14 protein-coding genes are annotated in these 11,745 nt (G+C 71.2%); 10 read left to right on the top strand and 4 right to left on the bottom strand.

All coding sequences use genetic code 11. The features are described from left to right. Positions 1-12: 12 nt before the first annotated feature. Positions 13-669, bottom strand: coding sequence for a hypothetical protein (locus ACFWXC_RS24775; RefSeq protein WP_384482010.1), 657 nt, complete (start codon positions 667-669; stop codon positions 13-15). A 591-nt stretch (positions 670-1,260) separates the two neighbouring features. On the opposite strand from ACFWXC_RS24775, the gene ACFWXC_RS24770 reads away from it, so the two are divergent. The 9 genes from ACFWXC_RS24770 to ACFWXC_RS24730 all read left to right on the top strand — a co-directional run bounded on the left by ACFWXC_RS24770 (position 1,261) and on the right by ACFWXC_RS24730 (position 7,764). Further along, the gene (locus ACFWXC_RS24770; RefSeq protein ID WP_384482008.1) at positions 1,261-1,992 is read left to right on the top strand and encodes a hypothetical protein; all 732 of its coding nucleotides are present in this window, start codon (positions 1,261-1,263) and stop codon (positions 1,990-1,992) included. 15 nt (positions 1,993-2,007) lie between these two features. Then, positions 2,008-2,847 carry a hypothetical protein gene (locus ACFWXC_RS24765; protein WP_351694080.1) on the top strand — a complete coding sequence of 280 codons (840 nt, stop codon included), beginning with the start codon at positions 2,008-2,010 and terminating at the stop codon, positions 2,845-2,847. Continuing rightward, a complete protein-coding gene (locus ACFWXC_RS24760; protein ID WP_384482006.1) occupies positions 2,844-4,151 on the top strand; it encodes a CpaF family protein in 1,308 nt (435 codons plus the stop codon). The genes ACFWXC_RS24765 and ACFWXC_RS24760 overlap by 4 nt, the downstream gene beginning before the upstream one ends. A gap of 30 nt (positions 4,152-4,181) precedes the next feature. Then, complete coding sequence (locus tag ACFWXC_RS24755) at positions 4,182-5,138, top strand: type II secretion system F family protein (RefSeq protein WP_384482133.1); 957 nt, start codon at positions 4,182-4,184, stop codon at positions 5,136-5,138. Further along, a complete protein-coding gene (locus tag ACFWXC_RS24750; protein WP_384482005.1) occupies positions 5,135-6,055 on the top strand; it encodes a type II secretion system F family protein in 921 nt (306 codons plus the stop codon). Before ACFWXC_RS24755 ends, ACFWXC_RS24750 begins: the two co-directional genes overlap by 4 nt. A 73-nt stretch (positions 6,056-6,128) precedes the next feature. Next, positions 6,129-6,380: a hypothetical protein gene (locus tag ACFWXC_RS24745; protein WP_362564663.1), complete on the top strand. Its 252-nt coding sequence runs from the start codon at positions 6,129-6,131 to the stop codon at positions 6,378-6,380. Positions 6,381-6,400: 20 nt separating this feature from the next. Further along, entirely contained in the window at positions 6,401-6,868 is a 468-nt protein-coding gene (locus ACFWXC_RS24740) for a TadE family protein (protein ID WP_384482003.1), read from the top strand. Then, on the top strand, positions 6,869-7,297 hold the full coding sequence (locus ACFWXC_RS24735) for a TadE/TadG family type IV pilus assembly protein (RefSeq protein ID WP_384482001.1): 429 nt from the start codon (positions 6,869-6,871) through the stop codon (positions 7,295-7,297). It begins immediately after the preceding gene. A gap of 2 nt (positions 7,298-7,299) precedes the next feature. Beyond that, positions 7,300-7,764, top strand: coding sequence for a TadE/TadG family type IV pilus assembly protein (locus ACFWXC_RS24730; RefSeq protein ID WP_384482131.1), 465 nt, complete (start codon positions 7,300-7,302; stop codon positions 7,762-7,764). Positions 7,765-7,767: 3 nt separating this feature from the next. Here ACFWXC_RS24730 and ACFWXC_RS24725 read toward each other — a convergent pair whose 3' ends face one another. Next, the gene (locus tag ACFWXC_RS24725) at positions 7,768-9,315 is read right to left on the bottom strand and encodes a sigma-70 family RNA polymerase sigma factor (protein ID WP_384481999.1); all 1,548 of its coding nucleotides are present in this window, start codon (positions 9,313-9,315) and stop codon (positions 7,768-7,770) included. Between the two features lie 203 nt (positions 9,316-9,518). Between ACFWXC_RS24725 and ACFWXC_RS24720 the strand changes: the two genes are divergently transcribed. After that, positions 9,519-9,869, top strand: a complete 351-nt coding sequence (locus ACFWXC_RS24720) for an SsgA family sporulation/cell division regulator (protein ID WP_382528137.1) — start codon at positions 9,519-9,521, stop codon at positions 9,867-9,869. Here the strand turns inward: ACFWXC_RS24720 and ACFWXC_RS24715 are convergent. Together ACFWXC_RS24715 and ACFWXC_RS24710 are read right to left on the bottom strand one after the other, a co-directional pair. Beyond that, complete coding sequence (locus ACFWXC_RS24715; RefSeq protein ID WP_384481997.1) at positions 9,859-10,917, bottom strand: hypothetical protein; 1,059 nt, start codon at positions 10,915-10,917, stop codon at positions 9,859-9,861. The two genes, ACFWXC_RS24720 and ACFWXC_RS24715, sit on opposite strands and share 11 nt — an antisense overlap. Beyond that, entirely contained in the window at positions 10,914-11,564 is a 651-nt protein-coding gene (locus tag ACFWXC_RS24710) for a hypothetical protein (protein WP_384481995.1), read from the bottom strand. The genes ACFWXC_RS24715 and ACFWXC_RS24710 overlap by 4 nt, the downstream gene beginning before the upstream one ends. Positions 11,565-11,745 lie beyond the last annotated feature (181 nt).

Here is an 11,745-nt window from a genome sequence, read left to right as displayed (position 1 = left end):
CCTCGCTTTCGGTCAGCCGGCGTTCAGACGGCGAAGCAGGGACTCGCCCTCCAAGGACGTCAGACGGCACCAGGAGCCGTCCGTGAAGGTGATCCTGAAGTCCCGCCTGCCGGCACTGAACGGTCGCCGCTCGAGTGCGGCGACCGTGCTGAGGTCCGTCTCCCAGAGGACTTCCTCCCAGGGTTCCCTGGGGTCCTTCAGCCCGCCGAGCACCAGCAACCGGCGGTCGGTCAGGGCCAGCTCCGTGATGTCCGTGCCGGGGCGGCGGGCCGGGTCGAGCTGCCAGGGGAGGGTACGGGCGATCGTGCCGGGGGCCGCCCACAGCACCGGGAAGTCCGTGTCCTCGTTCTCCGGGTCCTCGCTCCTGCCGAGGCCCTCGGGCTGGGCCGGGCTGCCTCCGAGGAGTCCGAAGACGATGGTGAGCAGGAGGGCGAACACCGCCACCACGCCGTCCCACACCACTCGGTCGAACCACGAGCGTCGGCGATACGTCGGCCCCGCCGGCCACCCCGCCAACTCACCCTGGATGTCCCGCCGTTCCGTGTCCCGGAACCAGCGCCGCCCCTCGACCCGCCCCGCGGCCCCGGTGGCGAAGGACACCCGGCCGCGCGTCACGAGCTCCTCGCCCTCGGGGGGCTTCCAGTGATGGCGGTACGACGGCTCGATCACGGCCCGGCACCCTCCCCGTCATTCATGCCGGCGAACCTTCACCCGGCCGGCTGATCCTATTCGGACGCCGCTGCCGGCAACCGCCGTCGCATCCACGACAGTTCGGGCACTGCTGCCACGAACCGTCCGGGCCGGGACCGCCACCACGCGCAGGGCCGGCCCCGTCCGGCACCCGCACCCGCCAGGCAAAAATCATGGCATGCGTCGGTCAAGCCGACGTGAGTGATTCGTGCAGGCCTCATGGGTGCGTGGTGAGGGCTCCTGGCGTGCAGGGTGTGCGAGCAGGGCGTTCGGGATTCGCCGGCGCACAGCTCGACCCGTGTCCGCGTCCCCCTACTCCCAACTGGCCCAAGGGCCTCCCTCGTTGCAGATCGCAACGACGATTTCAGTGAGGTCAAGGAGTCCGGCCGCGCCTTGAGGGGCTTATGTGCGGCTGATACGGTGCGATCGCTTGACACTCACCCCGCGGCGGAGTAATCGGCCGATTCGGGGTGATTCGTGTGGAGTGTCCGCTTTCGCGGTGTGGAAAGCGTTGACGGCATTTCAGAGTTCTTGACAGACAAAGTCTTGGCTGTAACGGGGAGCGGTTGCGTGAAGATCCAGGAGCGTACGGGGGCGGGCGCCGGTCGTTCCGCCGGTCCGGTTCAGCCTTCGGCCGGTGACCGGCTTCCCATGGCGCCGCGCGAGCGCAAGCCGGCGCTGGCCGCGCTCGCGGTGCTGCTGATCCTGCTGGGCGCGCTGGGGGCTACGACGCTCGTGCTGCAGGCCGGCGACCGGGTCGAGGTCATCAAGATCACCCAGGAGATCCCCGCCGGGTCCTCGGTGAACAACAGCAACGTGACCTCCGTGATGGTCGCGTCCGACGACAGCATCAACTACGTCAAGTGGTCCCAGCTGGACGGCCTGAGGAAGCTGAAGGCCCTCAACACCATCCCGGCCGGTGCCGTGGCCGTCGGTGAGATGTTCGGCAGCGGCACCACGCTGGCCGCCGGGAAGGCCACTGTCGGCCTGTCCCTCAAGGACGGTCAGTACCCGGCCGGGCTCAAGATCGGCGACGTCGTCGCCGCCTACCGCGTCAGCAGCAACGGCTCCTCGTCCTCCGGCAGCTCCTCCTCCTCGTCGTCCTCCGGCAGCGACTCCCCGATCGTCAGCCAGGCCAAGGTCAGCTATGTGCCGGACAAGAAGAGCAGCGACAGCGATCTCGTCAGCAGCACCAACCTGGCCGTCACGCTCACCGTGAGCGGCGACGAGGCCGCCTCGCTGGCCCAGGCCGCCGCCACCGGTTCGGTCGCCCTCGTCCTCGTACCCGGCAACGGCAACTAGAAGGCGGCCCACCCCATGGCGCTCATCGCAATCGCCGCCGACAAGGGTTCCCCCGGCGTCACCACCGCGGCCGTCGCGCTGGCCGCGGTCTGGCCGCGCCGGGTCCTGCTCGCCGAGGCCGACCCGGCCGGCGGCGACCTGGTCTACCGCAGTGCCGCCGCGCACGGCGGACCGCTCAACCCCAACACCGGCATGCTGTCCATAGCGGCCACGGCCCGACGCGGGCTCGTACCCGACCAACTCTGGGATCACGTACAGCCGTTGAGCGGCGGGCTCGAAGTCCTCGTCGGGCTCGGGATCGCCGAGCACGCCGCCGGTCTCGCCGGGCTCTGGCCCACCCTCGGGCACGCCTTCGCCTCCCTCGCCGACTCCCCGAACGCGCCCGCCGACGTCATCGCCGACTGCGGACGGATCAGCGGCGACACCCCCGCCGTGGAACTCCTCCCGCACGCCGCGCTCGTCCTGCTGGTCTCGCGCACCGAGCCCGAGGCCCTCGCCCGCGTCCGGGACCGTGCCGCCGCGCTCGCCCAGAAGCTGCACGGCGGCCCGCGCGGTGCCGCCGCCCTCGCGACCCCGCTGATCGGGGTCGTCCTGATCGCCGACCCGGCCGGCTCCGGCAAGCTGGTCAACCAGGTCAACGACATGCTCGTCCACGCCCAGACCGGTGCCCGGGTCGTCGGCACCATCGCCGACGACCCCGCCGGCGCGGACCAGTTGGCCGGCCGCAAGCGCGGGCGCCTCGACAAGTCCCTGCTCATCCGCTCGGCCCGCAAGGTCACCGCCGACCTCCACCAGCAGTACGGCGCCGCCTGGTCCGTACCGACACAGGCGCCCCATGCGGGAGCCGGCCGATGACCGCTGTCGACCACCAGTTGGTCAAGCGGTTCCGGCAGGACGCCGGCGACCGGATCGCCGAGCAGCGCCGCCAGGACCAGACGTCCGGCGTCACGCCGATGTCCACCGAGGACGAACGGCAGTACGCCCGCGCGGTCATAGCCCAGATCCTGGAGGAGTACGCCCGCACGGAGATCAACGCCGGGCGCACCCCGCTGGACGCGGAGACCGAGGAGCAGTACGCGGCCGCCGTGCACGCGGCGCTCTTCGGGGTGGGGCGGCTGCAGCCGCTGCTCGACGACCCCGAGGTCGAGAACATCGACATCAACGGGTGCGACCAGGTGTTCGTCGGGTACAGCGACGGGCGGGAGGCCACAGGGGAACCCGTCGCGGAGACGGACGAGGAACTCGTCGAGCTCATCCAGGTGCTCGGCGCCTACTCCGGTCTCTCCTCCCGGCCCTTCGACTCCGCCAACCCGCAGCTCGACCTCCGTCTTCCCGACGGCTCCCGGCTCTCCGCCGTCATGGACGTCACCCGGCGGCCCGCGCTGTCCATCCGCCGCGCCCGCATGGGCAAGGTCTTCATCTCCGACCTGGTCGGCAACGGCACGCTGACGCCCGAGGTCGCGCACTTCATGGCCTGCGCCGTGCGCGCCCGCAAGAACATCATGATCGCGGGCGCCACGAACGCCGGTAAGACGACGCTGCTGCGCGCCCTCGCCAACGAGATCCCGCCGCACGAGCGGCTCATCACCGTGGAGCGCGCGCTGGAGCTCGGCCTCGACACCTTCCACGACCTGCACCCGAACGTCGTCGCCTTCGAGGAGCGGCTGCCCAACTCCGAGGGGCAGGGCACCATTTCGATGGCCGAGCTGGTCCGCCGTTCGCTCCGTATGAACCCCTCCCGGGTCATCGTCGGTGAGGTCCTCGGCGACGAGATCGTCACCATGCTCAACGCGATGTCACAGGGCAACGACGGGTCCCTGTCGACCATCCACGCCAACAGCTCCAGCGAGGTCTTCAACCGTATTTCCACCTACGCCCTCCAGGCCTCCGAGCGGCTGCCCATCGAGGCCAGCCAGATGCTGATCGCGGGCGCGGTGAACTTCGTCGTCTTCATCCAGCGGCGCAACAACTACCAGACCGGCGGCCGCCTCCAGCGCATGGTCACCTCGGTCCGTGAGGTCAACGGCGTGGACGGCCGGGTGCTGTCCAGCGAGGTGTTCACGGAGGCCCATGACGGCCGGGTCGTACCGCATGCGCCCATAGCCTGCCTGGAGGACCTGATGGCCTACGGCTACCAGCCGCACGGGGCGTGGGGGTGACGTGACATGAACCTGGGTTCCCTCGGCTCCATGGGCGGGCTCTTCTCCGTCTCGGTCCTCTACGCCCTCGGCTGCGGTGTCGCCGTCGGCGGCGGGCTCGCGCTGCTGATCCTGGCGGTCCGCGGCCTGCCCGCCAAGCCCGACCACGAGAAGCAGAAGGCCAACGAACGGGCCGCCGAGCTCATCCGGTTCGCCGGTCAGCGCGGTTCCCTCGCAGCGATCGTCGGGCTCGCGGTGCTGCTGCTGACCCGCTGGGCGGTGGCCGGTGTCGCCGCCGGTGTCCTGGTCTTCTTCTGGGACAAGCTGTTCGGCGGCGCCGCCGAGGAGCGGGCCGCGATGAAGCGGGTGGAGGCGCTCGCCTCCTGGACCGAGTCGCTGCGCGACACCATCGCCGGCGCGGTCGGCCTGGAGCAGGCCATCCCGGCCTCCGCCCGCGCCGCCGCGCCCATCCTCCGCCCCCACCTCGACGCCCTCGTCGACCGGCTGCGCGCCCGCACGCCCCTCCCCGACGCACTCCAGCACCTCGCCGACGAGATCAACGACGCCTCGGCCGACATCATCGTGGCGGCGCTCATCCTCAACGCCCGCCTCCGTGGCCCGGGTCTGCGCCAGGTGCTCGGCGCGCTCGCCAAGTCGTCGCGCGAAGAGGTCGACATGCGCCAGCGCGTGATGGCCCAGCGGGCGTCCACCCGGCGCTCGGTGCAGATCGTCGTCGCCGTGTCGGTCGCCTTCGTCCTCGGACTCGCCGTCTTCAACCGCGACTTCGTGGAGCCGTACGGCACCGCCGTCGGCCAGCTGGTCCTCGCCCTGGTCTGCGCCCTGTTCGCGCTCGGCTTCTGGTGGCTGCGCAAGCTGTCCACCATCGAGACCCCGGAACGGTTCCTGGTCCGCGACCAGTCCTCCGTCCAGTTCGTACGACCGCCCCGCACCGTACCCGGGCAGCCGGGCCAGCAGCAGCTGCCCACCGAGGAAGGAGTACGCCGATGAACCTCACGATGCCGATCCTCGTCGGCGTGACCCTCGGACTGGGCGTCTACGCCCTGATCCGGGCCCTGATGCCGTCCAAGCGCAGCGCCGTCGCCCAGGTCGCCCGGATCGACGCGATGCGGGCGCGCGGCGCGGCCTACGAGTCGGCGCGGGGGACCCGGGACACCGGCCGGTTCGGCTCACTGCGCGCCGACGTCGGTGAGCGGGTCGCCGAGTTCTACCGGCAGCAGGGCTGGGAGCAGCGCTCGCTGCGGGCCGACCTCGCCGTCCTGGACCGCAGCTGGGAGAAGTTCCTGGCGACCAAGGTGCTGCTCGCGGCCGGCGGAATGCTCTTCGGGCCGTTCCTGTTCGCCGTCGTCTACACGATGGGCTTCGGCCACAGCCCGGTCATCCCGGTCTGGCTGGCCCTGGTCTGCTCGGCCCTGTTCTTCTTCCTGCCCGACCTGGAGGTACGACGGGACGCGGCCGAGAAGCGCCGGGACCTGAAGCGGGTCATCGGGGCCTACCTCGACCTGGTGTCGATGAGCCTCGCCGGCGGCCGCGGTCTTCCCGAGGCGCTGATGGCGGCCGCGGAGATCTCCGACGGCTGGGCCAACCAGCGCATCCGCAACGCCCTCTCCGACGCCCGGATCACCGGCGTCAGCCAGTGGCAGGCCCTCGGTGCGCTCGGCGAGGAGCTGGGCGTGGAGGAGCTGAAGGACCTGTCGGCCTCGCTGGCCCTGGTCGCGGACGACGGCGCCAAGGTCCGTGAGTCCCTCGCCTCCCGCGCCGAGACCATGCGCCACCGCGAACTCGCCGAGATCGAGGGCAGCGCGGGCGAGAAGTCCCAGTCGATGCTCGTCGCCCAGCTGCTGCTGTGCGCCGGCTTCCTGGTTTTCCTGATCTTCCCGGCGGCGATGCGGGTGTTCCAGGTGTGAGCTGTTCCAGAGACCTTCGACAACTGCTGATTCGATCAAAGTAACGGGAGAACCCACCATGAGCGGACGGAACCTGACCGGGAGGAACTTCAGCACCGGGATCCCGGCGATGGACTTCCTCGTCACCTTTCTCCAGAGCCGGGTGCAGCGCGCCCGCTCCGGCGAACTCGACCGCGGTGCCTCCGCCGTCGAGTGGGTCATCATCTCCGCGGTCGTCGTGGCGATCGTCGGCGTGGTGGCCGCCATCATCAACGCCGCGCTGAGCGACGGAGCCAAGAAGGTCGGCGACTGCATCAAGGGCGCCAACGCGAGCGGGACCTGCTGAGCGCACGTACGACAAGGGGGATGACGGGGGTGACGGGGATGTCTGTGGGCGTGAGCAGAGGCCTGCGCGGCTGGGTGCGCCGCCGGGCTGCCGCCGCGCGCGGTGACTCGGGCATGACCGCGATCGAGTTCGTGTTCCTCACCCCCGTCCTCTTCTTCATGATCTTCGCGACGGTGCAGTTCGCGCTGTACTTCTTCGCCGACCACGTGGCCCAGGCGGCGGCCCAGGCCGGCGCCCGCAAGGCCCGTGCCACCGCCGACGCGGAGCCCGGCGCCTGGCGCGGCGAGGCGCAGGACGTGGTCGACTCCTACATCAGCCAACTCGGGCCGCAGCTGGTCCTGTCGCCCGACGTGAAGATGCTCCAGCCGGAACAGAACACGGTCGGCGTCGAGATCTCGGCCCGTATCCCGACGGTGTTCCCCGGCCTGGACCTGACGGTGCACGCGCAGTCGTCGGGGCCGGTCGAGCGGTTCGTGGAGGACAACTAGATGTCCGCTCACCACGAAGCGGCCCGCGGCGGAGCCGCGGACGACCGGGGGCTGTCGACCATCGAGGTCGTCATCCTCGCCCCGGTCATGATCCTTTTCATTCTCGTCCTGGTCGCCTTCGGCCAACTCGTCGACGGGCGGGGCGCGATCGACGGCGCCGCGCGCGACGCGGCCCGGGCCGGGTCCATCCAGAAGGACCACGGCACGGCCCTGTCGGAGGCCCGCAAGGCCGCCGAGGCCGACCTGTCGGACGTCTGCTCCGGCCCGGTCTCCGTCGTCCAGACCAGCGCGGGCTTCGAGCCCGACACCATCTTCACCGTCCAGGTGAGCTGCGAGGTGCGGGGTCTGGCCATCCTTGGCCTGGACATCCCGACCACCCTCACCGCGAGCTTCTCCTCGCCGCTGGACCCGTTCCGGAGGTCGACGTGAGCGTGAGCATCGCGTTGCTGCGCACCTGGTGGACCGCGCGCCGGCTCCGCCTCGACGACCGGGGCTCCGGCGCCGGCGCGGTCATCATCTTCGCCCTGGTCTTCCTCTCCCTCTCCGCCTTCGTCATCGACGGCGGCCTGTCCATCTCCAAGCGGGAACGCGCCGCCGACATCGCGGAACAGGCGGCGCGGTACGCGGCGCAGGACATCGACAAGGAAGCCCTGTACGAGAACCAGGGCGCCGCGCCGATCAACTTCCAGGACTGCGACGCCCGGGTGAAGACCTTCGCCCGCGAGATGGACATGTCCACCGCCGACATCGCGGGCACGCACTGCGTCGCCGCCGACGCCCAACAGGTCCAGGTCGAGGTCCAGTTGACGTACGACCCGGTTTTCACGGGCATGTTCTACGGCGGCGCCGTCGTGGTCCACGGCCAGGCGACGGCGGAGAACGAGGTCGGCGGCTGAGGGTTACCGGGCCGACGGCTGTCGCGGCTTCTGCTGCGGGACTTGGCCGTTATGGTTGCCGTTGCCGTTGCCGTTGCCGTTGCCGTTGCCGTTGCCGTTGCCGTTGCCGTTGCCGTGCCCGGGTGTGCAGTCGTCGTCGGCGGGTGGGGTGGCCGGGGCCGGGTCGGGGTCCTCGACCGGCGGGGTGTCCACGGGAGCCGGGTCGGTCGGCTCGGCGGGGGGAGCGGGGTCGGTCGGCTCCACCGGGAGAGTCGGTTCGGTGGGTTCCGCCGGGGGAGCCGGGTCGGCCGGAGGAGTCGGTTCCGTCGGGCCTGTCGGGTCCGTGGGCTCGGACGGCGTCGGCTCGGCCGTCGCGGGCGGCGCGGTCTCGCCGCCCCCCTCGCCACCCGAGGCCTTCCCGCCGGGATCCGACGCGGACCCACCGGTTTCCGACGGCCGGGTGACGACCGTACGCACCTGGTCGGCCGTATCCCCGGACCCGCCCGCACGCTCCGCCCGTGCCGCCGCCCCCGCACCGCCGCCCTTCCCGGTCGCCGCGGGCGCGTCCTTCGGCACCACCGGCGTCCCGGCCACCGGCACTTGGGTCACCGGTGCGTCTGCGACCGGCGTCCGCTGGGCCGGGACCGAGGCGGACCGGCCCGGGCCGAGTATGAGCACCAGTGCCGCCGCCCCGGCCACCATCGCGCCCGCCGCGACCGCCACCGGCGCCTTCGTACCGCCGATCGTCGTGGCCTGCCGTACGCCGTGCAGCAGCCCGCCCCCGCCGCCGTGCGCGCTCGCGGCGGTGCCGGAGGTGAGGGCGAGCAGGAGCTTGCCCGCCGTACCCCCGACCGCGAACACCAGCAGGGCCGGGCCGACGAGGGCCGGGAGCCGGTCGTTGGCGGTCATCAGGGCGGCGAGGCGGGCGCGGCAGTCGTCGCAGGTGTCCACATGGGCGAGCAGCCGGTCGGACTGCCGTTCCGTCGCGGTGCCCCGCACGTACGCCGGCATCCGGCTCCAGTGGACCTGGCAGGCGGGGTCGTCCGGCGCGCCGCTCTGCGTGCGCAGGAACGCCTGCCGCATGCCTTCGCGGGCGCGGTGCAGCAGGACGGCGGTGGCGCCCTCCTTGGTGCCCAGCTGCGGCCCGATCTGCGCCAGCGGCTGCCCTTCCGCCTCGGCCAGCCACAGGGCCTTGACCCAGCGTTCGGGCAACTGGGCGAGCACGCGCACGAGCAGATCGACGGAGGAGACCTGCTCGGCCGGGTCGTCGCCGTGCCGGCCCGCCTCGGCCTGCTCGTCCTCGTGCGGATCCCGGGGCGTCTCGCGCACGGCACCGCCGGCGGCGTACGCGAGGTGCCGGACGGTCGTCATCAGATACGCCGACACGTTGTCGATCTCGTGCCCCTCGGCCAGCCGCCGCCACACCCGGAAGTGCGCCTCGGCGACGACGTCTTCGGCGGCCCACGCGTTCCGGGTGAGGGAGCGGGCATACGCGACGAGACGCGGCTGCTGTTCCTCGTAGATCCGGGCGTAGGCGGTGGTGCTGATGACTGCAGAGGAACCGTCGTGCATGGCGGAACGCTCCAGTTGCCGGCGTGGGGCGGGGAAAGGGCTTGCCACTGTAGATGGCAGAACTTTCAAGCAAAGTTTCAAGCACCTCGAAAAGTGACACATGTCACTCAACTAGCTTGTGTTTCCCGCGTAATCAAACGGACGCCGGGCGCTCTCACAGTTACGACGACCTACGCCGCACCCCACCGCACCCGGAGAAGCCCGTGCCCATCACGCTCGAACAGCCCACCGGCGCCCGCCTGCTCACCGCGGACGAGCAGGAGGTGGCGGTCCCCGCGACCCTCCGCTACACCTCGGCCGACCCGCAGGCCGTGCACTTCGTCTTCCCGCCGTGGATCTCGCTGGACGGCGAGGAGGTCACCTGGACCTTCGCCCGCGCCCTGCTGGAGGAGGGCCTGGCGGGACCGGCCGCCGTGGGCAACGTGCACGTCCGCCCGCACGGCCCCGCCCGCACGGTCGTCGAACTCCGCGCGGAGGAGGGCGTGGCGGCGATCAGCTTCGCCACGTCCGCCCTCACCCGCTTCCTGCTGTCCTCCCTGAGGGTCAGCGGTTGACGGACTGGATCTCCTGGACGGCGATCTCCTGCGTGGTGTCGAAGGTGCCGTCGGGGAGCTCGCCGCCGGTGCCGCCGGAACCGCGCCAGCTGATCTGCCAGGTGACGGAGGCCTTCAGCCGGTACGGCGTGCCGTGGGTGGCGTGCAGGTAACGGACGCCGCAGGAGGGGGTCTTGTCCGCGTCGCCCGGCCGGTACTCGGTGCCGATGGAACCGTCGTCGTCGATCGTGCAGTTGCCGGAGGCGGGAAACGTCTCCGCGTCACCGGTGCCCGGGTCGAGGTGCAGGGCGACCGGCTTGGCGGTGGTCTCCGCCCACAGGCCGGTGCCGGGCAGCTCCGCGCGGACCCTGACCTCCTGGAAGCGGCCCTTGTCCAGCCAGGCCCAGGTCGGCAGGTTGACGGTGGACCTGGCGGCCGGCTTCAGCTCGACCGCGGTGGTGGGCACCTTGATCTTGTTGTAGGCGTAGTCGGCGAGGGTCTCGGGCGTGGGCGCGTCCGGGTCGTCGGGCACCTGCCCGGCCGGGACCCAGAACATCAGCTTGCTGCACAGCGCGCTGTCGTCGATGGTGTCGATGCCGTCGGGGGCGACTCCGCGCCAGAAGCGGCCGTCCTTGCCGAGGTTGTAGTTCTCGTACCCCGGGACCGCGGCCGGCTCGGTGAAGATGGTGGTGGTGTCCTTGCCGTCCTTGAAGTGGTCGGTCCACAGTCCCTTGCCGAACCACGCGGTGCGCATACCGACATCGCCGTCGCCGACGCGCTCGGAGAAGTCCTTCAGCTGCTGCGGGGTGAAGACGGGCTCGTACCAGCACTGCGGCGGCTTCCAGTCGACGTCCGTGGCGGTGACGGAGCCCAGCTTGCCGCCGGTGGGGCCGCTGATCCGGGTGACCTTGATGCGGGAGTAACTCGCGGAGGCGGAGAGCTCGTTCCCGTCGGCCCCGCCTCGCGTGCCGGTGCCCTCGTCCCCGATCGCGACGGCGGGCGTGGCGCCCAGCAGGGCCACGGCGAGCGACGCGGCGAGCACGGGTATGCCCCGCAGGCGCGGCTTCACCGGGAGCACCCGCCCCGCTTCGAGTGGACGGACGTGTTCTGCCAGACCCCCTGGGCGCTCTTCGCCATCGAGACCGTGTAGACGACGTAGGGGTCGGTGCCCGCGGGATTGCCCGCTTCCTTCCCCGTCCTGCGGTTCTTCGTGTACGCCTTGCTCTCGTCCGTGCAGTAGGTGACGGACGCGCCCTTGCCGCCGCCGCCCACGACGACCTTGGGGCCGAAGACGGGCAACTTGCCGATGACGGTGAGGTTCTTGTCGGTGTACGTCTTGATCCACGCCCTGGTCTGCCCGACGACGCCCGCGCTGTCGTAGAAGGGGACGTCGGTGCTGTCGGGGTCGTTCGCGATGATCGCCGCGTACCCCGCCTTGAGCTCTTCCTTGGCGTCGTCGAGTACCGCCTGCTTCGCCGGATCGCCGCTCGTCCAGTTCTCGAACGTCAGCTGGAAACTGCTCGGAAGGGTGATCACCGGGCGTTTGACGCCGGACGCGGCCGACGATGTTGAGGCGGACGCCGACGGGCTGCCGGACCGCGTGTCCGCGCCTTTGATGTCGTCGGTCCCGCCGTCGCCACCGCTTCCGCCGCAGGCGGTCAGCAGGAGGGCCGCGGCGGCCGTCAGGATGGGCAGGGTCAGGGTGCGGCCGGCCACGGTTGAGTCTCCCCCGGAGTTCGACATGTGTGCAGCTGGGAACGAAGCTACCAGCGGGGTATGACGGTCCCTTGTGTGCTGGTGGGGGGTTGTGTGGGGCATGTGGAGAGGCGGTGTGCGGACCGGGCGGCGGTAACTCCGGCCAATAGGACCCCGCTTGATGAAAGGGGAGGAAACGGGC

The organism is Streptomyces sp. NPDC058683 (genome assembly GCF_042716195.1).
GTDB lineage: Bacteria > Actinomycetota > Actinomycetes > Streptomycetales > Streptomycetaceae > Streptomyces.
This window is presented reverse-complemented; position numbering and strand designations above follow the sequence as displayed.